Consider the following 21,959-nt stretch of genomic DNA (forward strand, 5'->3'; position numbering starts at 1 on the left):
CGAGGCCGAGATCGGCTGGGCGCCGTCCAAGACCTTCGAGCAGGCGCTGGAGGAGACCGTGCGCTGGTACCTCGACAACGCGGCCTGGTGGCGCCCGATCCGGGAGGGCCGCTACGCCGGCGAGCGCCTCGGCCTCGCCCCGGCCGCGCCCGCCGCGACGGGCGGCGCCTGAATGGACATCCTCGTTCTCGGCGGCGCCGGGCAGGTCGGCACCGAGCTGCAGGCCTACGCCTGGCCGGACGGCGTCCGGGTCCACGCGCCCGACCGCGCCGCCCTCGACATCACCGATGCGGAGGCGGTGGCGGCTCGGATGGCGGAGCGCCCCTGGGGCGCGGTGATCAACACGGCCGCCTACACCGCGGTCGACAGGGCCGAGGCCGAGCCGGTGGCCGCCTGGCGCCTCAACGCGCTGGCGCCGGCGATCCTCGCCGCCGAGACCGCGCGCCACGCCGTCCCGCTGGTGCAGGTCTCGACCGACTACGTCTTCGACGGCACGCGCGACGGCGCCTACCGGCCCGACGACCCGATCGCCCCGCGCAGCGTCTACGGCGCGAGCAAGGCCGGGGGCGAGCTGGCGGTGCGGGCCGGCAACCCGCGCCACGCGATCCTGCGCACCGCCTGGGTGGTGAGCCCGCACCGGGGCAACTTCGTCAAGACGATGCTGCGGTTGTCCGCCGAGCGCGACCGGCTCACCGTGGTCGACGACCAGCACGGCTGCCCGACCTCGGCGGCCGACCTCGCCGCGGCGCTGGCCGCCGTCGCCCTGCGGATGGCGGGCGACGCGGGGGCGCCGACCGGCACCTTCCACTGCGTCAACGCCGGGACGACCACCTGGCACGGTTTTGCGCAAGCCATCGTCGCCGGCAGCGCCCGCCGCGGCGGCCGCTCCGTGCCGGTCGCGGGCATCCCCACCAGCGCCTACCCGACCCCGGCCCGGCGGCCGGCGAACTCGGCGCTCTCGACCGAGAGCCTGAACGCCGCCTACGGCATCGCGATGCGGCCGTGGCAACAAGCTCTCGACACCATTCTCGACCGCCTGATCGGGCCGGTCACAACGGAGGCCTTCCGATGAAGGGCATCATCCTGGCCGGCGGCTCCGGCACGCGGCTGCATCCGGCGACGCTGTCGATCAACAAGCAGCTGCTGCCGGTCTACGACAAGCCGATGATCTACTACCCGGTCTCGGTGCTGATGCTGGCCGGCATCCGCGAGATCCTGATCATCTCGAGCCCCGAGCACCTCGACAACTACAAGCGCCTGTTCGGCACCGGCGAGCAGTTCGGGCTGCGCTTCGCCTACGCGGTGCAGCCGAGGCCCGAGGGGCTGGCGCAGGCCTTCCTCATCGGCCGCGAGTTCGTCGGCGAGGACGACGTCGCGCTGATCCTCGGCGACAACCTGTTCTTCGGCGCCGGCATGAGCGACCTGCTGGCGCGCGCCGCCGAGCGCAAGGCGGGGGCGACGGTATTTGCCTACCACGTCGAGAACCCGCAGGCCTACGGCGTGGTCACGCTCGACGCGGCCGGGCGGCCGTTGCGGCTGGTCGAGAAGCCGGCCGAGCCGGAATCGACCTGGGCGGTGACCGGCCTGTACTTCTACGACAATCAGGTGCTCGACATCGCCGCCGCGGTGACGCCCTCGGCGCGGGGCGAGCTCGAGATCACCTCGGTCAACGAGGCCTATCTCGAGCGCGGCCAGCTCCACGTCGAGAAGATGTCCCGCGGCTACGCCTGGCTCGACACCGGCACGCACGACAGCCTGCTGGAGGCCTCCGAGTTCGTGCGCACGATCCAGCACCGCCAGGGGCTGCAGGTCGCCTGCCTGGAGGAGATCGCGTTCGAGCAGGGCTTCATCGGCCACGAGCAGCTCGTCGCCCGCGGCGAGCTGTTCAAGAAGACCGCCTACGGACAGAACCTATTGCGATTGGCACGCGAGAACCCGGCGGCGTGAACTCGGGTTCAGTGAACCGCCGGGCCGCCGTCACTGCTTGCTGCAGCCGATGCAGATGCCGCGCATGAGCTGATCGTCCTTCTTCTCGTTGGCCGTCCGCGTCTCCCGGTCGCCCAATCTGCCCTCGCCGGCGGCGCCCGGGCGCGGAACGGTCTGGCCGACGCTCGAGGTGTTCGGCGCGGTGATCGTCGTGGTCGGCCCGCCGCCCGTGCCCGTCTGGGCCTGGGCGAGCGCTTGGCCCGACCATGACGCGGCCACAGCGGCGGCGAGGGCGAAAGCGGAAATTCCGTGGGTTCTGGACATCGTCGGCTCCTTGTCCCGGCGTAACGCGGGCGACGGCGTGTCGGTTCGACCCGCGGGGCGGGGCGTCTGCGGCGCACCTTTGCAGTCGGGCCTGCGCCGCCGTATCAGGACCGGCCTTCGCCGCGTCGCGACGCGCCGCCGGCGGACGAACCCGCACGCCGAACTTCCGGAGCCGACACCGCGATGCGGGAACCGAACGCGATCGATTTCTGGCGCGGGCTCGCCCTGGTCACGATCTTCATCAATCACGTCCCCGGCAACACCTTCGAGCGCTACACCTACTCGCAGTACGGCATCTCGGACGCGGCCGAACTGTTCGTGTTCCTGGCCGGCTGGTCGATCGGCATCGCCACCCGCGGCCGCGACGGCACGCCCGAGCCGCGGCTGCGCTCGGTGCTGCGCCTCCTGTCGCGCACCATCGAGGTCTACCGGGCGCAGCTCGCCGTGATGGTGATCGCGCTGGCGATGATCGCCGGCACCGCGCTGGTCTTCGACAACCCGCTGATCCTCGAATGGCACAATGCCGGCGGGTTCTTCGCCGACCCGATCCAAACCGTCGTCGGCATGGTGCTGCTCACCCACCAGCTCGGGTTCTTCAACATCCTGCCGCTCTACGTGGTGCTGCTCGGGATCGCCCCGGTCTTCGTGCTGATCGCCAGAGAGAGCCGGCTCCTCGCCCTCGGGCTCTCGGCCGGCCTCTACCTCGCCAGCCTCGTCGAGGAGTGGAACCTGCCGTCCTGGCCCGGGCAGGGCGACTGGTTCTTCGATCCGTGGTGCTGGCAGCTGCTCCTGGTGCTCGGCTTCGTCCTGCAGGACTGGAACCGCACCTCGGGCACGCTGCGGCTGTGGTCGCGCCGCCTGTTCCCCCTCGGGATCGCGATCGTCGTCCTCGGGATCGTGCTCTCGGTGCTGGAGATCCGCCCCGATCCGATGCTGGTCCCGGACCCGCGACTGCTGTTCAGCTTCGACAAGACCTACTTGACGCCGGCGCGCCTGTTACATTTCGTGGGCGTCCTTCTCGCATTCGGCCCGGTCTACGGTATCATCGCGCCCCGCATCCCCTTGATTGTCGGGTATCTTGCGAGCCTGGGCCGGAATTCCCTGGCCGTGTTCTCCATGGGATCGATCTTGAGCCTCGGCGGCCAGCTCCTGCGCTTTCGGACCGGCGGCGGATTGATCGTCGACATGATCGTGCTCGCCGTCGGCATCGTCGGCCTCGGCGCGACCGCGTGGTTCGTGGAATGGCGCGGCCGAAAAGTCCGGGTGGCGTCGTGAGGGCCGCCGCGATGCGCCGGATCGCCGCCGCCCTGCTCCTCGGCCTCATCGCGAGCGCCCCCGCGGATGCGCAGGACGCCCCTCGCGAGGCCGCGCCCCGGTCGAGCGGCGCTCCCATGATCGTGTCCCCGCCCTCCGGCGCCGCGGCCAAGGAGGCGGAGCCCGCCGATCCCAGCCTGTCACCCGAATGCCGCGTGCCGGGCTCGCAGCTCTACACGCTGGCCCAGCTCGAGGCGGTGAAGGCGGCGATCCTGAAGAAGCGCCCGGTGCGGGTGCTCGCCATCGGCGGCAATGCCGCGCCCGGCGCGTCCGCGACCTACCCGGTCAAGCTCGAGACGGCGCTGGAGCGCGCGATGCCCAACGTCGACGTGGTGATGGAGTATCGCGGCCTCCAGGGCGAGATCGCCTCGGGCGCGGCGGAGCGCCTGCGCAGCATGGTGGCCGACGTCGAGCCGGACCTCGTGATCTGGCAGGTGGGTACCCACGACGCCCTCGCCCGGGTCGAGCTCGACGCCTTCACCGACGCCCTCACAGAGACCGTGAGGTGGATCAAGTCGCACGACATCGACGTGGTCCTGGTCGATCCGCTCTACACCGCCAGCCTCGCCGCCGACGCGTACTACACCAGCATCGTCCAGTCGGTACGCACCGTGGCGACGAGCGAGAAGGTGCCGCTGGTGCTGCGCTACGACGCGATGCGCTACCTCGCCGGGCGCAGCGACAAGGGCGAGGGCCACATGCTCGGCCAGCAGTTCCGGCTGAACGACCTCGGCCTGCGCTGCATGGCCGAGCATGTCAGCCGGGCGATCACGCTGTCGCTGCAGCAGCCGGACGCCACCGGCAGCGCGGCCGCGCCGCCGCGCGAGACGTCCGGCACCGTGGGCGCGGCGGTCGCGCCCCCCAGACCGTGACGGCGCCGGCCCATTAACCCCGCCGCAACGGGGCCCGGGTTAGGGCTCGGGTCCGATCCGCGCGGTGCGGAACCGCGGGGTCGAGGGAGGCGGAGATGGCGGCGGCGACCCTCGGCTCGGCCGTCCGCCGCCTGCGCATCGCCGCGACCGGCCCGGCCCGCACCGCCCTCGACGTGTTCGCGATCCGCATCGCCTCGGCCGGTTTCGCCTACGGCGCGCAGGTGCTCACCGCCCGGCTGATGGGCTGGCAGGAATACGGCGTCTTCGCCACGGTCTGGGTCTGGACCGCGATGATCGGCCATTCGGTGACGCTCGGCCTGTCGCAGGGCGCCTGCCGCTTCCTGCCGGTGAACCAGGCCCGCGGCGACCTCGACCACGCCCGCGGCTACCTCGTGGCCGGCGCCGTCGCGATCGGCGGGGCGGCCCTGGCCGTCGCGCTGCTCGGAGCCGCGGTGCTGACGCTGTGGCCGGGCTGGGTCGCCGGGCCCTACCGCGCGCCGCTCCTCGTCGCGGCGCTCGTATTGCCGCTGTTCGCGCTCCAGGATTACCTGGAAGGCCTCGCCCGCAGCCAGAACTGGGCGGTGCTGGCGATCGCGCCGCCCTACCTGCTGCGCCAGACCGTGATGATGGTCGCGATGGTCGCCGCGATCCTGCTCGGCGCGCCGGCCGAGGCCTGGGTGGCGATGGCCTGCATGCTCGCCGCCGCGATCCTCGCCGTCGCGATCCAGGCCGGGCTGGTGCTGGCGCGGATGGCGCGCACGCTGCCCCGGGGCCCGCGCCGCTACCGCTGGCGGCACTGGCTCGGCGCCAGCCTGCCGATCGCGCTGATCGACCTGGCCAATGCCGGCTTCACCTTCGTCGACGTCGTCGTGCTCGGCTTCCTGATGCCGCCCTCCGCCGTCGGCCTGTACTTCGCCGCGACGCGGATCCAGCAGTTCGTCGTGTTCGTCCATTTCGCCGCCGTCGCCGCCACCGCGCAGCGCTTCAGCGCGGCGCACGCCGTCGGCGACCGGGACACGCTCGCCTGGCTGGTGCGCCTGCAGGGCCGCGGCACGTTGGCCGCCACCGCCCTGGTGGCGCTCGGGGTCGTCGCCGCGAGCCCGCTGCTGCTGGCGATGTTCGGGCCGCAATTCTCCGACAGCATCCCGATCCTCACGGTGCTTGCCGCCGGCAGCGTCGCGGCGAGCCTGTTCGGCCCGGGCGAGGACCTGTTGACCATGCTCGGCGGCGAGCGGCTCTGCGCCGGCATCACGCTGGCGATGCTGGCGGTGGCGGTCGGCGCCTGCCTCGTCCTCGTGCCGCCGCTCGGGGTGATCGGGGCGGCGCTGGGGATGGCGCTGACCACGGTCCTGCGGGCCGGCATCCTGGCGCTGGCGGCGCGGCGCGTTCACGGCCTCGCGACCCCGGTCTGGGCCGGCCTTTTCGCGATGGACGCCCGATGATCCGGGTCGCATCGCCCGTCCCCGCGATCGAGGCCGGGCCGTCCGACGCGCCGCGTCCCGAAGAATGGGACGACCTGTTCGGCCGCGCCCGGGCGCCGCATCCGCATTACGCGCGCCACGTCGTCGAAGCGCACCAGCGGGCGGGCCTCGCCGCCGAGGCCCTGCGTTTCGTCACCGTCCGCCGCGAGGGACGGCTCGAGGCCGCCCTGCCCTACCGGATGGTGCGCGATCTCAGCGGCCTCGGCGGGCGCGTCGCGCGGCCCTTCCTCTCGCCCTTCGTCACCGCGACGGCGCCCCTCGTCGCCGACGGGCCGGATGCGGTGTTCGACGGCCTCGTCGCGGGCCTCGGCGCGGCCTCGGGCGGGCGGGCCTGGCGCTGGCCGCTGCTGTCCCTCGACGGGCCGGCCGGTGCCGGGCTCGTCGCCGCCATGGACCGCGCCGGCTGGCGCCGGGCCACGGTGGCCGCCTTTGAGCGCCCGGTGCTCGACCGGCGCCCGAGCCACGACGCCTTCCTCGCCGGCCACCCGCACAGGGCCCGCCTGAAGGACCTGCGCCGCCGCGCCAAGCGCTTGAGCGAGGCCGGCGCGGTGACGTTCGAGACGGCGACCTCCGGCCCGGGCCTGGAGCGGGCGGTCGCCGCCTTCCTCGCGCTGGAGCGCGCCGGCTGGAAGGGCACGGCCGGCTCGGCGATGGCCTGTCGCCCGGAGCACGCGGCCTTCGCGCGCGCGCTGTTCGGGCCGACGCACGGGCCCGTCGGGGCGCGCGCCGACATCCTGGCCGTCGACGGCAGGCCGGTCGCGATCAGCCTCGCGCTCACCGGCGGCGGCACCGCGACGCTGCTGAAGACCGCCTACGACGAGGACCGGCGCGCCTGCGCCCCGGGCCTGCTGCTCGAAGCCGAGATCGTGCGCGCCTGCCACGAGACCGCCTTCGCCGACCGGCTTGATTCGGCGACGCTCGCGGGCTCGGCCCTGGAAAGCCTGTATCGCGAGCGCGAGCGCGTCGCCGAGATCATCGCGATGCCGCCGGGCCGCGACGCGCTCTCGCTGGAGCGGCGCGTCCGCCTCGCCCGCTTCGAGCACCGCGCCCGCGATGCGGCGCGGCGGCGCCTCGGCCGCTGAGGCGTCTTCTTTGCAGTCGCGTTTTCTTCACGCGATCCGGCCTCCATCGCGCTCGAAAACGCGTCAAGCGCGCCGGCGGCGCCGGCCATCGAAGAAGGCGGGGTCCGTCAGCCCGGCGGCGAGCACGCCGAACAGCCCGAGATGCAGGCCGAGCGCGGCGACGCCGACGCTCTGCAGCAACCACAGCGCGAGGGCGCCGCCCGCCATCAGCGCCGGGCCCGCGACGTAGGCGCCCCCCCGCCAGCCCGAGGCCGGCTGTCCGAGGCGCCACCAGCACGCGGCGAGCGCCATCGCGGCGAAGCCGCCCTTGATCACGGCCATGGCGCGGATCACCCGCACCAGATCGGGATCGATCGTCGTCGCCGGGGCGCGCGCGACCACCAAGCCCGCGGCGGCGATTGCCAGGACGGTGCCGAGGGCGAGCAGCCCGCGCGGCGCCGGCGTGGCCGGCCATCCGCGCTGGCGAAAGGCCGGCGCCTCCGGGCGCGGCATCGTCGACGTCCACATCGGAAACCTCCGCGTCGTTCGATCGGGATAGGGCGACGGGGCGCCGGGCGAAAGCCGCCTCGGGACCTCAGCCCGGCGGGATCACCTCGATCTGCAGGCCGCCGTAATAGGCCGCGAGGTTGGCGATGTCGGCGTCCGACAGGTCCTTCGCCACGACCGACATCACCGGGTTCTGCCGCGTCCCGTCGCGGTACTCGGTCAGCGCCTTCACCAGGTAGATCTCGACTTGGCCGGCGAGGTTGGGGGCCTCCGGCAGCTTCGAGAGCCCGTCCATGCCGTGGCAGGCCTGGCAGGCGGTGGCCCGCTTGCGCCCGGCGGCGGCATCGCCCGCCTGGACGGCGACGGGCGCGAGGGCGAGGATCAGGACGAGGAGGGACGGGCGGAGCATGGGGTGACCGGAAGCATTCAGGGGGGACTCAGACAGCGCGTGCAACGCGCTGGGCGACGCCGGCTCGGCGCGTTCTCCCTCCCCCTACGCGGGGGAGGGAAGAGGGTGCACGGCCCTCGACGGCCGATCGCCCTACTTCGCGTCGCCTTCGTACGAGATCCGGTAGACCGCCCCGGCCGCGTCGTCGGAGACCAGGAGCGAGCCGTCGAGCAGCACCGCGACGTCCACGGGGCGGCCGAGATACTCGCCGTCGCCGGTCAGCCAGCCCTCGGCGAAGGGCTTGGGCGCGCCGACCTTGCCGTCGGAGACGGGCGCGAACATGATCCGCGCGCCCACCGGCTCGGTGCGGTTCCACGAGCCGTGCTCGGCGATGAAGAGGCCGCCGCGATAGGCCTGGGGGAACTGCTTGCCGTTGTAGAAGGTCAGCCCGAGATCGGCCGCGTGCGGCGGCAGCTCGGCCACCGGCGCGACCGCGTCGGCCGGCGGCGCCTGGTCCTTGTACTCGACGGTGCGGACGGCGCCGCCGCCGAACCACGGGAAGCCGAAGTTCTCGCCGGCTTTCGTCGCGTGGTTGAGCTCGCCCGGCGGCTTGTCGTCGCCCATGCCGTCGACCTGGTTGTCGGTGAACCACAGCGTCTTGTCGGCCGCGAAGTCGATGCCGACGGAGTTGCGGATGCCGGTGGCGTAGACCTCGCGGTTCTTGCCGTCGGCGTCCACGCGCACGATGCCGCCGATGCCGTGCGTGCGGTACAGCTCGAGCTTCTCCGGCGCCGGCACGTTGTAGGGCTGGCCCAGCGCGATGTAGGTCTTGCCGTCGGGCCCGACGCGGCAGACGCGGGCGGTGTGGTTGTAGCTCTCTTCTCCAGCCGGGATCAGCTCGCCCTGCTTGACGACGATGCCGGCGGCGACGTCCGGGTTCTCGTAGAAGAACTCCGCCGCGGGGAAGGACAGCACCCGGTTCTGCTCGACGACCGTCAGCACGCCGTCCTTCGAGAAGCAGACGCCGTTGGGGATCTTGAAGTCGATGCCCGGCGCGAAGGCGCGGACCTCGTCGGCGACCCGGTCCTTGTCGCGGTCGGTGACGGTGTAGACCTTGGTCTTGCGGGTGCCGACGAACAGCACGCCGGCATTGGGGCCGACCGCGATCGAGCGGGCGTCGGGCACGATCGCGTAGAGGTCGATCTTGAAGCCCTCGGGCAGCTTGATCCTGCCGAGCGTCTTGCGGATGGCGTCGGCCTTGCGCCCGGTCTGCGGGATCTCGGGCGCGGGCGCCGTGTTCGTGCTCTTGAAGCCCTGCAGCTTCTCCAGGTCGTCCGCCTTCGCCTTGGTCTCGGCGGGGGACGCGCCCTGCGCCAGGGCGGAGGTCGCGAATCCCGAGGTCGCGACGGCCGCGCTCGACAGGAGCGCGGCGAGAATCACCGATCGCATGGGGACCGATCGCATGGGGCTTGCCTCCCGAAACCGCCCCTGCAACCGGGCGTTGGCGGGGAGTGTATGCCGCGCGCCGGCATCGGCAAGGCCGCGTCGTGACGCGGGCGCATCACTGTCTTGGCAAACGCCCCTCGCTCCCGTCGCCTCAGGCGACCTTGCGCGGAACCAGCCGCTCGCTGCCGAGAGCGGCCTGCGCCCCCGAGATTCCGGCCTCGGTGTACTCGGCATCCTCGTTGACCCGCCAGACGTCGTGGCGGCGATGGCCCGCGACGATGTTCTCGACGGTGAGCATCGCCGTCATCATCGCGTGGTCCTGGTTGTTGTACTTGTGCATGCCGTTGCGGCCGACGAGGTGCAGCGTCGGGAAGTCCCGCTCCAGCTCCATCCGCACCAGCGCGACGTTCTCGGCATAGGTCTCGTCGTAGACCGGGTAGGCCTTGGGCTGGCGCACGACGCAGGCGTCGACCACGTCGGCCGGGTCGATCAGGCCGATCTGCCCGATCTCGCGCTTGGCCAGAGCGACGAGGTCGGCATCGCTCGCGGTCCAGAGGCCGTCGCCCTCGAAGCAGAAGTATTCGAGCCCGAGGCAGGTATGGGCCTCGTCGGGCACCATCTCGGGCGACCACGAGCGGAAGTTCTGCACCCGCCCGACCTGCACCGAGGGATCGTGGATGTAGATCCAGTTGTCGGGGAAGTTCTTCTGCGACTTGGCGATCAGCGCCACCGTGACGAAGTCGCGATACTGCAGCGCGCGCGCCTGGAAGGTGCTGATCGGCCGCGGCGTGATCGCGTCCACGAGCTCGCGCACCGGCGCCGAGGAGATCACGTGGCGCGCGGTGAAGGTCTCGCGCGTGCCGTCGCCGCGGACCGCCGCGACGCGCCACAGGCCGGCAGCGGGGTCGAACGACAGGCCGTCGACGCCGCGGTCGAGCAGAACCCTGCCGCCCTGCGCGGCGATCTTCTCCGCCGCCGCCTCCCACATCATGCCGGGGCCGCGGCGGGGATAGCGGAACGACTCGATCAGCGTCTTGATCACCGGCTCGCCGGCCTTGGGCTTCGCCCGGATCCCGAGCGAGCGCTTCAGCGCGTCGCGGATGGCGGCGCCGAGGTCGAGGCCCTTGATGCGCTGCGCGGCCCAGTCGGCCGAGATCGCGTCGCAGGACATGCCCCAGACCTTCTCGGTGTAGGTCTTGAAGAAGATCGAGAACAGCTTCTCGCCGAACTGGTTGCGGACCCAGCCGTGGAAGTGCTTCGGCGCGGCGATCGGCCGGGCGCGGGCGTAGAGGTAGGACAGCACGCAGGCGGTGCTGGTGAGGAGCCCGAGATTGCGCAGGGCCTCGAAGGCCTTCAGCGGGTAGGCGTAGTACTTGCCCTGGTAGTAGATCCGCGACAGGCGCGGCCGCTCGATGAAGTCGTCGGGCAGGAGCTCGTCCCAGAGGTCGACCACGGCCTTCGACTTCGAGAAGAAGCGGTGGCCGCCGATGTCGAACAGGTAGCCGTTGTGGCTCACCGTGCGCGAGATGCCGCCGACCTGGGTCGAGTCGCGCTCCAGCACGGTGACGTCGCGGCCCTGCTTCGACAGCAGGTAGGCCGCGGTGAGCCCGGCGGGGCCGCCGCCGATCACCAGCGTCTCGGTGTGATGACTCATCCGCTGCCCCGGCCTGCTTCTGCGTCCGCGCACCTTGCGCACGGTGTGGTTAAGGAAACCTGCCAGGCTGACGCTCTTGACCGCCCGTTAAGCGCATTCGCGGCAGGGTCGCGCGAGCGGAACGAGACCCGCCGCGGCCGGAGCGGCCGGCGGGCACCGGAGAGGCGCGATGGCGGCCACAGCTTCGTTTTCGGCCGGGAAGCCGGCACGCCTCGATGCGGGGACGATCCTGTGGCTGCTGGTGCTCTTCTGCGCGGTCACGCTGTATCCGCCGGGCGACGTGATCGAGACGATCCGGCACCTGCGCGTGCCCGACACCGACGACGCGATGCGCCTCGTCGAGGCGCGCGACCTCGCCGCCGGCCAGGGCTGGTACGACAACGTCCAGTACCGATTCCTGCCGCCGGGCGGCGTGCCGAGCCACTGGTCGCGCCTGCTCGACGCGCCGCTGGCCGGCCTGCTCCTCGCACTGACGCCCCTGCTCGGCTCCGGGCTCGCCGAGGGGATCGTCGCGGCGTTCTGGCCGCCGCTGCTGCTCGCGGTCTACGCCGCGGTGCTGTGGACCGGCGTGCGTACGACCTTCGGCAAGCGGGCGGCGGTGCTGGCGCTGTTCGCTGCAACGCAGACCTTCGGCGTCACCGTGCAGTTCGCCGCCGGCCGGATCGACCACCACGACGTGCAGATGATCGCGATTCTCGGGATGGCGACGGCCCTGATCCGCGGCGGTGCCAGGGCCGGGTGTGCGGCCGGGGCGCTCGCGGCCCTCTCCCTGGCGATCGGCCTCGAAGGCCTGCCCTCCGTCGCGCTCGGGGCGCTGTTCGTGGTCGGCGACTGGGTCTTCCGCGGGCGACCGGCCCTGCTCTGCTTCCTCGGCTTCGGCCTCGGGATCGGGCTTGCGGCGCCGCTCCTGTTCGGGGCGCAGACCGCACCGCATCTCTGGACCGCCACCGCCTGCGACGCGCTCTCGCCGCCCTGGCTCTGGCTGGCGGGCGGCGGCGGGGCGGCCGCGCTCGCCTGCGCGGGGCTCGACCGGCGGCTCGGCTCGATCGGGGCGCGCGTCGCGGTCGTCGCGACGATCGGCGCGATCCTCGTCGGCGGCTTCGTCCTGCTGTTCCCGGTGTGCCTCGGCGGCCCCTTTCCAGGGATGACGCCGCTGGTCCGGGACCGCTGGCTGCTCATGGTCAACGAGATGGCCTCGGTTCCGAAGTTCGTCGCTCGCAGGCAGTACGAGATTCTGGTCTACTATCCCGTCCTGGTACTGGCGGCGCTCGCCGCCTCCTGGGCGGCGTTCCGGGGGGCGCCCGCGCACCGGCGCGCCTACGGCGTCGCGGCCATGCTGCTTTGGCCGGGCCTCGTCATCGGCTGGTTCCAGTTCCGCGGGATCTACGTCGCCTCCGGGCTGATCCCGTTCGTGGCGGGGCCGGCGCTCGACCGCGCCCACGCGCTGGCGAGCGACCGCGCCGCGCCGCCGCGTCAACGCGCCGGCCTCGCCGCCCTAGGCATCGCGCTGATCAGCACAGCCTGGATGATCCCGGCGGTCCTCGCCGGCCTGGTCGAGGAGAGCGGGGCCTCGGCGGCGACCGCCAAGTCCTTTGCCTGCCAGGACGACGCCGCGGTGACGCCGCTCGCCGCGCTGCCCGCCGGAACGGTGCTCGCGCCGATCATCATGGGACCGTCGATCCTGATGCGGACGCCGCACGCGGTGGTCGCGGCGCCCTATCACCGGGCGATCCCGGGGCTTACCGCCGCGATCGAGGGTCTCGGCGGCAGCGAGGCCGACCTGCGCCGGCATGTGGCGGCGCACGGCGTCCGCTACGTCATCGTCTGCCGCACGCGGCCGAGCCAGGGCCTCGACGGCCCCGCCTTCGCCACGCGCCTCGCCCGCGGCGACGTGCAGGCCGACTGGCTCGAGCCGCTGCCCGTCGGCGGCGACGTGCTGAAGGTCTGGCGGGTGCGATAGCCCAGGGTTCGACCGGGTCCCGTCGCCCCCCTGCCTTCATAGCGGTCGTGACACGGAGGCGCGCCTTCGGCGGCCTACTTCACCACGCGGTCGAGCTTGTTGTTGACGAAGAAGTACAGCTCCTTCGCGCCGGGCTCGGTGTAGAGCACCTGGACCTCGCGGCCGGCGCGGCCTTCCCCGACCAGCACGTCCACCGGCGGGCGGCCCTTCAGCCGCACGAGGTCGCACTCGCCGATGCCCGGCTCGATCGCGGCGGCGCTCGCCGGGGCCGGACCGGTGCAGGATCCGTCCGGCGCGAGCACCGGGCCGGTGAAGGTCGCCGCCGCGGGCGCGCGCGGCGGGATCGGCACGATCTCCGAGGGCGCGGGCGGGGGCGTCCGCTCGGTCACGGTGCAGGCGCCGAGGAGGGCGGCCGCGATCAGGCCGGCGCCGGCGAGGGTCCGCAGATCTGGCAACGTCACGGCGCCTCCTTGCGCTGCGGGTTCGGGGCCGTCGCCTCGCGCGCCTTCAGCGCGGCGGCGTAGAGGGCGGAGACGTCGCGCTTGAACGCCGCCCGGGCATCGGGGCGGGAATAGAACATGTGCCCGCCGGGGTACACCGCCAGCGAGAGCCGCGGCTCCGCCCCGTAGGACGGGATCTGGTCGATCAGCAGCTTGGAGGCGAAGTACGGCGTCACCAGGTCGGTGAAGCCGTGCGCCACCAGCACGCGGACGTTGCCGTCGAGCGCCAGCACGCCGCGCAAGGCGCCGACCGCCTCCGGCGCGGAGCGGCCGCCGCCCCAGCTCCAGCCTCGGTTCACGGCCGTGTTCAGGAGCTCGTAGCGCAGGTTCGTCACCCGCCAGTTCAGCGTCTTCGCGTAGAGGTCGATCATCGCGCTGGTGAGCGGCGCCTGGAGCGCGGTGAGCAGCGGGTCGTCGAAGCCGGAATGCGCCGCGGTCGGGTCGGGGTCCCATCCCGAGACGCCGGTGTCGTAGGCGCTGGCGACGCGGCCCGACGCGCGGTCGACCTCGCGCTGGACGCTGCTTGAGGACAGCCGGCCGCCCTGCGCCTTGACGAAGGCCGGGTCGAGCCCGGTCAGCGCGGCGACGCGCTCGGTCAGGCGCGCCACCGCCGGCGCGTCGTCGGGCCCCTTGAGCAGGTCGGCGAGGTAGGCACCGGTGGCGTAGCGCTCGGTGTCGGCCAGGGTCTCGCGGGTCGGCACGGTGCCGGCCCGCTCCAGGGCGCCGGCCGCGTAGGAGGGCAGCCGCAGGACGTTGCCCCAGGGGTTGGCGCGCGGGGGCGCCAGGGTGCCGAAATCGAGCACCGGCGACAGCAGCACGAGGCCCGACAGCCCGACGCCGATATCCTCCTGCAGCTTGGCCGCGATGAGCGGTCCCCGGAAGCCGCCGTAGCTCTCGCCGACGTAGAATTTCGGGTCGCCCATCCGGGTGTTGACGCGCAGGTAGCGGGCGATCGCCGCCGACAGCACCGAGGCGTCCGACTCCACGCTCCAATACGCCTTGCCGTCGCCGTCCGCGGCGCGGCTGTAGCCGGTGCCGACCGGGTCGATGAAGACGAGGTCGGTGAAGTCGAGCCAGGTGCCGTCGTTCGGCACCAGCGCGACCGAGCGCGACGGGCTGATGCTCGCGCCGTCGGCCGGCAGGCGCCACGGCCCGATCGCGCCGATGTTCAGGTAGGCGGAGGCCGCCCCCGGCCCGCCGTTGATCGCGAAGGTGATCGGCCGCACCGTCCCGGCCGCCGCGGGCCGGGTGTAGGCGACGAAGGCGATCTCGGCCTGCAGCTTGCCCGATTCGTCGACCAGCGGCAGGCTGCCCGCGGTCGCTGTGAAATCGAGCTTCTGGCCGTTGGGAAGCGTGACGCTCTGCTCGGTGGTGACGTCGGGCGGGAGCTTCTTTCCCTCCGGCGCGCGCGCCTCGGTGGGCCCGCGCTGCGGCGCCTGGGCCGTCGCCGCAAGCGGAACGATCGCGAAGAGAAGCGCGACGAGTGCCGCGAACCCCCTCCCCCCTCTGCGGGGGAGGGTGGCCCTCGCGTCAGCGAGGGCCGGGAGAGGGGCGCGACCTCTCCGGATACGGCGCTCCCCTCTCCCCCTCTGCTCCGCAGGGTACCCGCCCCCGCAAAGGGGGGAGGGAAGAACGCGCGCCATTTTCATGATCGGCATGGTCGGTCCTGCATTCCAGTCGCGGGGGAGCGTCACGCCTTCTTCAGCCAGCGGCCGCCGTCGTCCTGCTGCCAGTAGGCGACCGCGTGGCCGGCGGCCTTGGCGGCCTTCCACTGCTCGCGGGCGCGCAGGAGCGCATCCTGGTCGGTGCCGTCGAACAGCACGCAGATCCGCTCGTAGTCGCCCGCATCCGGCGGCAGGTCCGCGCCCTCGACGAGGAAGCGGATCGCGGCGGCGTTGGGGTTGGTGTCGCGCAAGGTCAGCACCACCGGCTGGCTCGCCGCGTCGGGCTCGCGATCGGTGCCGTGGGGCAGGAAGCTGTCGTCGCGGAAGGTCCAGAGGTGATCGTCCAGCGCCTGGAGCCGTTCCTCGCTCGCTGCCTGGATCGCCGCCTGCCAGCCGCGCTCGCGCGACTTCTCGACGAGGTTCGGCAGCACCGCTTCGAGCGGCTGGTTCTGGAGATGGTAGAAGAGGATGTCCGTCACGCCCGCTCAGATAGGCCGCTGGGCGCGCTTTGCACAGCGCGTCATCGGCGCACTCACCCGGGCAGGATGACGTGCGGGACGAACAACGCCGCGTCGGTGGTGATCGGGCCGGCCGCCTCGCGCAGGCCGATCCCGACGCAGGCGTCGCCGACGATCCAGGCGCCGACGAGGGCGTGGCGCCCGTCGAAGCACGGCAGCTCGGCGAGCGCCTGCCGGACATGGCCGCCCGCGCCGTAGGGGCCGTGATCCTGTGCCAGCACCGCGCCGTCGCGCACCATCAGGACGTTGGCGCCCTCGCGCGAGAACAGCGGCTTCTTGACGAACGAGGTGCCGAGCCGCGCCTTCTGCGGGTCGTCCTCGAAATAGGCCGGCAGCAGGTTCGGGTGGCCGGGCTCGCGGGCGTAGAGATGCGGCAGCAGCCCCTTGTTGGACAGGACCGCCTTCCAGGGCGGTTCGAGGAACCGCGTCGGCGTCGCGGCGAGCGCCGCGCCGAACGCATCCGCGAACGCCCATTCCCACGGGTAGAGCTTGAACAGGGTCGCGATCGGCGCCTCCGTCCGGTCGACGAAGGCGCCGTTCGCGGCAAGGCCGATATCGCCGAGGTCGAGGAAGCGGGTCGCGAGGCCGGCCTGGCGCGCGCAATCCTCCAGGTAGGCGACGGTGCCGCGGTCCTCAGGCGCGTCGGCGTAGGCCGCCAGGGCCAGGGAGGTGCCGCCGACCGCCCGGAACCGCTCGATCAGGCGCTCGTGCACGGCGTTGAACTGGTCCGAGCCCGCCGGCACCCGCCCGAGCCGCAGCAGGTCCTCGAGCCAGAGCCACTGGAACACCGCGGATTCGTAGAGCGCGGTCGGCGTGTCGGCGTTGTATTCGAGGAGCTTGGCCGGGCCGGTGCCTTCGCCGCCGTAGGCGAGGTCGAGCCGCCCGTAGAGCGAGGGGTCGCCGCGGCGCCAGCTGGTACGCACGACGTCCCACATCGCCTCCGGGATCGCCAGGGAGGCCAGGATGCGCGCGTCCTCGACCGCGTCGGCGACGAAGGCGAGGCACAGCGCGTGGAGCTCGGTGCCAGGCGCCTCGATGTCGCGCTCGATCTCGCCGAGCGTGAAGGCGTAGGCGTGGCTCTCGTCCCAGTAGGGCGCGCCGTCGAGGGTGTGGAAGGTGAAGCCGTTGGCCCGCGCGCTCGCACGCCAGCCCGGCCGCTCGCCGATCGCGATGCGGCGCATCAGCCGCCGCTCCCGTGACCCGCCATCCCGTGGGAGGCGAAGCCCCGGCCGGTCGCGCCGAACCCGCCGAAGGCGGCCGGGCGCACCGCGGACGAGGCGACGCGCGCGCGCGACGACGCACCGCCGCTTCCGGTGACGACGCGGCCGCCCCAGCTCGTGCAGTAGCCGCCCGATCCGGAATACGCCGCTTTGGCCTGGCCGGGGCGATGATCGTAGACGGGCTGCGGCTCGAGGGCCTGCTCGATCCGGCGGCCGATGACGTAGCCGGCCAGCATCAGCACGAAGCGGCCGGCCGCGCTCGTCGCCACGGCGGTTCCGTCGACGCAATGCCCGGTGCCGTGATGCCCCTCGCAATCGGCCAGGGAGAGGTAGCGCGGCGCCGCCTCCGGATAGGCCGCCAGCGCCGTGGCGTAGGTGCTCCGGCAATCGGTCTCCGTCCGAATGCCGCCGCGGATGCAGGCGTCGGGACCGCCGTAGACCAGGACATCCTCCTCGCGCTGCGAGGGATCGTACCGCCCGAGCGCGAGGGCCGTGGCGCCGGCGCCGGCGACGAGGACGAGCGCGACGGTGGTCGAGCGCTTCGAGGACCGTTCGATGGACGAGGCCATGATCGTTCGGACCGTCTCGGACGGCCCGGCTCCCAGGCGGCAGAACGCCGCGAGGCCCGGATGTAGGAACGCCGGCGGCCCTTGAGAAGATCGTCAAGCTTCGCCGGCCGGCCCCGCCGCGGCGCCCGATGCGCGATCCGCGACGCCTGGCGCCGCTCGCTCGGCGGATTTCGATCGCGGGCTCGTCAGTAGGTCATGGCCGCCGCATCGATCACGCCGCCGGCGAGCGACGCCGAGGCGAGCAGGATCGCCGCGGCGCCTTCGCCCGCCGCGATCCGCCGGGACAGGTCGGGCAGGACGATCCGGACCAGGAAGTAGATCAGGATCTGCACGACGAGGGCGACGAGGCCCCAGATCACGCAGTCGAGGGCCGATTGCGCGTTGTAGATCGCCACGGCCAGCGGCAGCGCGTAGCCGAGCAGGCTGCCGCCGAGCGCGGTGGCGGCGGCGACGTTGTTCGCCCGGATCAGCGCGATCTCGCGGTGCGCCGTCGCCGTCAGGTAGACGCCGAGGTAGAGCGCCACGAGCCCGCAGGCGATGGCGCCGTAGCCGAGGAAGGCGGGCAGCCCCGAGATCGAGGTCATCGCGGGCGGTCCCGCCTCACACCAGGCGGCTCTGCTCGATCGCGGCGCCGACGAAGCCCTCGAACAGCGGATGCGGCGCGAAGGGACGCGACTTCAGCTCCGGGTGGAACTGCACGCCGATGAACCACGGGTGGCCGACATGCTCGACCGTCTCGGGCAGGAGCCCGTCCGGCGACAGGCCGGAGAAGCGCAGGCCCTTGGCCTCGAGCCGCTCGCGATAGGCCATGTTGACCTCGTAGCGGTGGCGGTGGCGCTCGGAGATGTGGGTGCTGCCGTAGATCCCGGCGATCTTCGTGTCGGGGTGCAGCGTCGCATCGTAGGCGCCGAGCCGCATGGTGCCGCCGAGGTCGCCGGCGGCCGCACGCTGCTCCAGCTCGTTGCCGCGCAGCCACTCGGTGAGCAGGCCGACCACCGGCTCGGCCGTGTCGCCGAACTCGGTCGAGTTCGCGTCCGGCACGCCGGCGAGCGACCGGGCCGCCTCGATCACCGCCATCTGCATGCCGAAGCAGATCCCGAAATACGGGATCTTCCGCTCGCGGGCGAAGCGCGCCGCGCGGATCTTGCCCTCCGCCCCCCGCTGGCCGAAGCCGCCGGGCACCAGGATGCCGTTGATGCCTTCGAGGAACGGGGCCGGGTCCTCGCGCTCGAACACCTCCGCCTCGATCCATTCGAGGTTGACGCGGCAGCGATGGCTGATGCCGCCGTGGATCAGCGCCTCGGTGAGCGACTTGTAGGCGTCCTTCAGGCCCGTGTACTTGCCGACGATGGCGATGGTGACCTCGCCCTCGGGGTTCTTCACCCGCTCGGAGATCGTGCGCCAGCGCGAGAGGTCCGGCTCGCCGTCGTGGGCGAGGCCGAAATGCGCGAGCACCTCGCGGTCGAGGCCGGCCTCGCGGTAGGAGAGCGGCACGTCGTAGATCGAGGCGACGTCGCGCGCCTCGATCACCGCGGTCTCGCGCACGTTGCAGAACAGCCCGAGCTTGCGCCGCTCGTCGGCGGGTATCGGCCGGTCGCACCGGCAGAGCAGGATGTCGGGCTGGATGCCGATCGAGCGCAGCTCCTTCACCGAGTGCTGCGTCGGCTTGGTCTTCAGCTCGCCGGCGGACGGGATGTAGGGCAGCAGCGTCAGGTGCACGAAGGCGGTAGAGCCGCGCGGCAGGTCGTTGCCGAGCTGGCGGATCGCCTCGAAGAACGGCAGGCCCTCGATGTCGCCGACCGTGCCGCCGATCTCGACGAGCACGAAATCGAAGGCGTCGTTGCCGTCGCGAACGAAGTCCTTGATCGCGTTGGTGACGTGCGGGATCACCTGGATCGTCGCGCCGAGGTAGTCGCCGCGGCGCTCTTTGGCGATGATGTCCTGGTAGATCCGGCCGGTGGTGATGTTGTCGGCACGCGTCGCCGGGACGCCGGTGAAGCGCTCGTAATGCCCGAGGTCGAGGTCGGTCTCGGCACCGTCGTCGGTGACGAAGACCTCGCCGTGCTGGGTCGGGCTCATCGTGCCCGGGTCGACGTTGAGGTAGGGGTCGAGCTTGCGCAGGCGGACCGAGTAGCCGCGCGCCTGGAGCAGCGCCGCGAGCGCCGCCGAGGCCAGACCCTTGCCGAGCGAGGAGACCACGCCGCCGGTGATGAAAACGTACCGCGTCATGGGCCTCGGTCCATAGAGAAGGCTGGGCGATTCGCCAAACGGCATGCCACCCGCACCGCGCGATTCCCACGGAATTCGCACAATGCTGGATTGGGCCGGCCTAGGGCGGGAGCGTTAAGTTTCCTTTGCCCGATCGAACGGCGCGGCTGCGTCGCTCCGATTCGATCGCGGCGCTCAACGCGACTGGGGCGCGTCCGGAACGGCCGGCTGGGCCGGAGTCGGGGCCGCCGGCGCGGCGGGCGCCGCCGGGGTGCCCGCAGCCGGGGCGTTGTTCTGCCGGCGCAACGTGTCGAGCAGGTTGTCGGCGCCCGCGGGCTGGCCGGCCGGCTGCGTCGTGCCGTTGGCGCCGTCGAGGATCGATTTCGGCGCGGCGGAGCGGTGCGACATCACCGCCAGGGTCAGGCTGGTGACGAAGAACAGGGCGGCGAGGATCGCGGTGGCCCGCGTCAGCGCGTTGGCCTGGCCGCGCCCGGTCATGAAGCCCGAGACGCCGCCGCCGCTGCTGCCGGCGCCGAGGCCGAGGCCGCCCTCGGACCGCTGCAGCAGCACCACGCCGATCAGCGACAGCACGATGATGAGATGGACGACGATCAGGACGGTCTGCATCGGAATTCCGGAATCGTTCTTGCGCGCGCCGGTCCCGGGAGCCGTTCGCTGGGACGGGGAGCCGGACACGACGGCCGGAGCTGCATCGCACCGGCTACAAATCTGCCGGGGGCATACACCACAAGCGTGCGGGCGCCAAACGTGACGATCGGCGCGCCGATGTCAGCCGCCCGGCTCCCCGGACGATCGCTCCGCGTGCTCAAAGGCGGGCGCGAAGAGCGGCGCTTCGGATCGGCCGCCTCGGACCGGAGGATGACGCCATGCCCATCTCACGCCGCCTCGTGCTCGCCGTGGCGCTCGCCGCCTCCGTCGCCCGGGCCGCCCCGGCGGGCGCGGCGGGACCGGAGGCCGAGGTGGAGGCGGCGGTCGACGCCCTGACCGCGGCCTTGCTCGCGCCGGACGCGGCCACCCTCGACGCGCTGGTGCTCGACGGCCTGAGCTACGGTCATTCGAGCGGCGCCGTGCAGGGCAAGGCGGCCTTCGTCGACGCGCTGACGAGCGGGCGCTCCGCCTTCCCAAGCATCGTCCTGTCGGACCGCTCGGTCTCGGTCGTCGGCGAGGACGCCATCGCCCGGCACGTGTTCAGCGGCGAGGCGACCTCCGGCGGCAAGACCGCGCCGGTGCGCATCGGCGTGATGCAGGTCTGGCACCGGGACGGCGGCCGCTGGCGGCTGCTCGCCCGGCAGGCCTACAAGATCTGAGCGGGCGCGGATCGCTCAGGCGTAGGCGGCGCAGATTCCCAGAAAATCCTCGGCGACGAGGCTGGCGCCGCCGACGAGCGCGCCGTCGACGTTCTCCACCGAGAGCAGCTCGCGTGCGTTGCCGGGCTTGACCGAGCCGCCGTAGAGGATGCGGATCTTGGCCGCCTTCTCGCCGACGAGCTTGTCGAGCATCTCGCGCAGGGAGGCGTGGACCTCGGCGATCTCGCGCGCCGTCGGCGTGCGGCCCGAGCCGATCGCCCAGACCGGCTCGTAGGCGATCACGGTGTCGGCGCCGGTCGCGCCCTTCGGCGTGCCGATGGCGAGCTGCGCCCGGACGATGTCGAGGGCCCGGCCCTGCTCGCGCTCCTCCATGGTCTCGCCGACGCAGATGATGCCGCACAGGCCGGCGCGCCGGGCGCCCAGGGCCTTGGCGTGGACGCCGTCGTCGGTCTCGTGATGGTAGGCCCGGCGCTCGGAATGTCCGACGATGACGTAGCGCGCGCCGAGGTCGGCCAGCATCTCGGCGGAAATCGAGCCGGTGAAGGCGCCGCTCGGCTTGGCATGGAGGTTCTGGCCGCCGATGGCGATCGACGAATCGTAGGTCGCGGCGACGCAGGCCGAGATCAGCGTCGAGGGCGGGCAGATCAGCAGGTCGATCGTCTCGGCGAGCGCCGGGGACAGGCCGGTCCGCACCGCGTCGACCACGGGGATCGAGGCCCGGGTGCCGTTCATCTTCCAGTTGCCCGCAACCAGGGGCCGCCGTCCCGAACGCATCATCGATGTCCCTGCCGTCCCAAACGCCTGCCGGCGCACGCGTGGGCCGGGGCTACCAGAGCCCGCATGAGGGCGCAAACCGGATCGGCCGCGCCGGGAGACGATCCGCGACGAAGATCACCCGGCCCCCGCTCCGGGGACGGGCGGCATGCCGAGACGCGATGGATCGAAAGAACCGAGGACACCCGCGCGGGGGATGCCGGCGAGGCGGAGGGGCGATAGGCCGAAAACGGCTACCCTATGTT

At 72.5% G+C, this 21,959-nt stretch carries 22 protein-coding genes and 1 pseudogene; 9 read left to right on the forward strand and 14 right to left on the reverse strand.

All coding sequences use genetic code 11. The features are described 5' to 3' along the window. From MKK55_RS07305 to rfbA, 3 genes and pseudogenes are all read left to right on the forward strand, one after another. Positions 1 to 172 (forward strand): annotated as a pseudogene (locus MKK55_RS07305) (dTDP-glucose 4,6-dehydratase); the annotation flags it as partial. Then, on the forward strand, positions 173 to 1,072 hold the full coding sequence (gene rfbD, locus MKK55_RS07310) for a dTDP-4-dehydrorhamnose reductase (RefSeq protein ID WP_243933952.1): 900 nt from the start codon (positions 173 to 175) through the stop codon (positions 1,070 to 1,072). Continuing rightward, positions 1,069 to 1,947 carry a glucose-1-phosphate thymidylyltransferase RfbA gene (gene rfbA / locus MKK55_RS07315; RefSeq protein WP_243933953.1) on the forward strand — a complete coding sequence of 293 codons (879 nt, stop codon included), beginning with the start codon at positions 1,069 to 1,071 and terminating at the stop codon, positions 1,945 to 1,947. Before rfbD ends, rfbA begins: the two co-directional genes overlap by 4 nt. 30 nt (positions 1,948 to 1,977) lie before the next feature. Here the strand turns inward: rfbA and MKK55_RS07320 are convergent, their stop codons facing one another. Next, on the reverse strand, positions 1,978 to 2,250 hold the full coding sequence (locus tag MKK55_RS07320; protein WP_147729422.1) for a hypothetical protein: 273 nt from the start codon (positions 2,248 to 2,250) through the stop codon (positions 1,978 to 1,980). Between the two features lie 183 nt (positions 2,251 to 2,433). Between MKK55_RS07320 and MKK55_RS07325 the strand changes: the two genes are divergently transcribed. The 4 genes from MKK55_RS07325 to MKK55_RS07340 all read left to right on the forward strand — a co-directional run bounded on the left by MKK55_RS07325 (position 2,434) and on the right by MKK55_RS07340 (position 6,999). Beyond that, a complete protein-coding gene (locus tag MKK55_RS07325; protein ID WP_147729421.1) occupies positions 2,434 to 3,525 on the forward strand; it encodes an OpgC family protein in 1,092 nt (363 codons plus the stop codon). A gap of 11 nt (positions 3,526 to 3,536) precedes the next feature. Next, on the forward strand, positions 3,537 to 4,436 hold the full coding sequence (locus tag MKK55_RS07330; protein ID WP_243933955.1) for an SGNH/GDSL hydrolase family protein: 900 nt from the start codon (positions 3,537 to 3,539) through the stop codon (positions 4,434 to 4,436). Between the two features lie 95 nt (positions 4,437 to 4,531). Continuing rightward, entirely contained in the window at positions 4,532 to 5,878 is a 1,347-nt protein-coding gene (locus tag MKK55_RS07335) for a lipopolysaccharide biosynthesis protein (RefSeq protein WP_243933957.1), read from the forward strand. Beyond that, positions 5,875 to 6,999: a GNAT family N-acetyltransferase gene (locus tag MKK55_RS07340; protein WP_243933958.1), complete on the forward strand. Its 1,125-nt coding sequence runs from the start codon at positions 5,875 to 5,877 to the stop codon at positions 6,997 to 6,999. The genes MKK55_RS07335 and MKK55_RS07340 overlap by 4 nt, the downstream gene beginning before the upstream one ends. Positions 7,000 to 7,062: 63 nt before the next feature. Here the strand turns inward: MKK55_RS07340 and MKK55_RS07345 are convergent, their stop codons facing one another. From MKK55_RS07345 to MKK55_RS07360, 4 genes are all read right to left on the reverse strand, one after another. Further along, positions 7,063 to 7,506: a hypothetical protein gene (locus MKK55_RS07345; protein ID WP_243933960.1), complete on the reverse strand. Its 444-nt coding sequence runs from the start codon at positions 7,504 to 7,506 to the stop codon at positions 7,063 to 7,065. Between the two features lie 67 nt (positions 7,507 to 7,573). Continuing rightward, the gene (locus MKK55_RS07350; RefSeq protein ID WP_147728826.1) at positions 7,574 to 7,894 is read right to left on the reverse strand and encodes a c-type cytochrome; all 321 of its coding nucleotides are present in this window, start codon (positions 7,892 to 7,894) and stop codon (positions 7,574 to 7,576) included. Between the two features lie 132 nt (positions 7,895 to 8,026). Further along, the gene (locus MKK55_RS07355; protein ID WP_243933962.1) at positions 8,027 to 9,322 is read right to left on the reverse strand and encodes a PQQ-dependent sugar dehydrogenase; all 1,296 of its coding nucleotides are present in this window, start codon (positions 9,320 to 9,322) and stop codon (positions 8,027 to 8,029) included. A 148-nt stretch (positions 9,323 to 9,470) separates the two neighbouring features. Further along, positions 9,471 to 10,973: an NAD(P)/FAD-dependent oxidoreductase gene (locus MKK55_RS07360; RefSeq protein ID WP_243933964.1), complete on the reverse strand. Its 1,503-nt coding sequence runs from the start codon at positions 10,971 to 10,973 to the stop codon at positions 9,471 to 9,473. A 169-nt stretch (positions 10,974 to 11,142) separates the two neighbouring features. On the opposite strand from MKK55_RS07360, the gene MKK55_RS07365 reads away from it, so the two are divergent. Then, positions 11,143 to 12,933 carry a hypothetical protein gene (locus MKK55_RS07365; RefSeq protein WP_243933966.1) on the forward strand — a complete coding sequence of 597 codons (1,791 nt, stop codon included), beginning with the start codon at positions 11,143 to 11,145 and terminating at the stop codon, positions 12,931 to 12,933. A 74-nt stretch (positions 12,934 to 13,007) separates the two neighbouring features. Here MKK55_RS07365 and MKK55_RS07370 read toward each other — a convergent pair whose 3' ends face one another. The 8 genes from MKK55_RS07370 to secG all read right to left on the reverse strand — a co-directional run bounded on the left by MKK55_RS07370 (position 13,008) and on the right by secG (position 20,239). Next, complete coding sequence (locus MKK55_RS07370; RefSeq protein WP_409566030.1) at positions 13,008 to 13,379, reverse strand: hypothetical protein; 372 nt, start codon at positions 13,377 to 13,379, stop codon at positions 13,008 to 13,010. An 11-nt stretch (positions 13,380 to 13,390) separates the two neighbouring features. After that, complete coding sequence (locus MKK55_RS07375; protein ID WP_243933968.1) at positions 13,391 to 15,091, reverse strand: S10 family peptidase; 1,701 nt, start codon at positions 15,089 to 15,091, stop codon at positions 13,391 to 13,393. 32 nt (positions 15,092 to 15,123) lie between these two features. Further along, complete coding sequence (locus MKK55_RS07380) at positions 15,124 to 15,576, reverse strand: DNA polymerase III subunit chi (RefSeq protein WP_147728855.1); 453 nt, start codon at positions 15,574 to 15,576, stop codon at positions 15,124 to 15,126. A gap of 53 nt (positions 15,577 to 15,629) precedes the next feature. Next, positions 15,630 to 16,796, reverse strand: a complete 1,167-nt coding sequence (locus MKK55_RS07385; RefSeq protein WP_243933969.1) for a glutathionylspermidine synthase family protein — start codon at positions 16,794 to 16,796, stop codon at positions 15,630 to 15,632. Beyond that, on the reverse strand, positions 16,796 to 17,404 hold the full coding sequence (locus tag MKK55_RS07390; RefSeq protein WP_243933970.1) for a DUF1190 domain-containing protein: 609 nt from the start codon (positions 17,402 to 17,404) through the stop codon (positions 16,796 to 16,798). Before MKK55_RS07390 ends, MKK55_RS07385 begins: the two co-directional genes overlap by 1 nt. 185 nt (positions 17,405 to 17,589) lie before the next feature. Further along, on the reverse strand, positions 17,590 to 17,988 hold the full coding sequence (locus MKK55_RS07395; RefSeq protein WP_243933971.1) for a DUF350 domain-containing protein: 399 nt from the start codon (positions 17,986 to 17,988) through the stop codon (positions 17,590 to 17,592). A 16-nt stretch (positions 17,989 to 18,004) separates the two neighbouring features. After that, positions 18,005 to 19,633: a CTP synthase gene (locus tag MKK55_RS07400; RefSeq protein ID WP_147729175.1), complete on the reverse strand. Its 1,629-nt coding sequence runs from the start codon at positions 19,631 to 19,633 to the stop codon at positions 18,005 to 18,007. A 174-nt stretch (positions 19,634 to 19,807) separates the two neighbouring features. Beyond that, positions 19,808 to 20,239: a preprotein translocase subunit SecG gene (gene secG / locus MKK55_RS07405; RefSeq protein WP_147859624.1), complete on the reverse strand. Its 432-nt coding sequence runs from the start codon at positions 20,237 to 20,239 to the stop codon at positions 19,808 to 19,810. A gap of 260 nt (positions 20,240 to 20,499) precedes the next feature. On the opposite strand from secG, the gene MKK55_RS07410 reads away from it, so the two are divergent. Further along, positions 20,500 to 20,940 (forward strand): nuclear transport factor 2 family protein, encoded by a 441-nt coding sequence (locus MKK55_RS07410; RefSeq protein ID WP_147859623.1) that lies wholly within the window; start codon positions 20,500 to 20,502, stop codon positions 20,938 to 20,940. 15 nt (positions 20,941 to 20,955) lie between these two features. Here MKK55_RS07410 and tpiA read toward each other — a convergent pair whose 3' ends face one another. Then, a complete protein-coding gene (tpiA, locus tag MKK55_RS07415) occupies positions 20,956 to 21,717 on the reverse strand; it encodes a triose-phosphate isomerase (protein WP_243933972.1) in 762 nt (253 codons plus the stop codon). Positions 21,718 to 21,959: the final 242 nt, after the last annotated feature.

The sequence above is a fragment of the Methylobacterium sp. J-059 genome (genome assembly GCF_022829485.1).
Classification (GTDB): domain Bacteria; phylum Pseudomonadota; class Alphaproteobacteria; order Rhizobiales; family Beijerinckiaceae; genus Methylobacterium.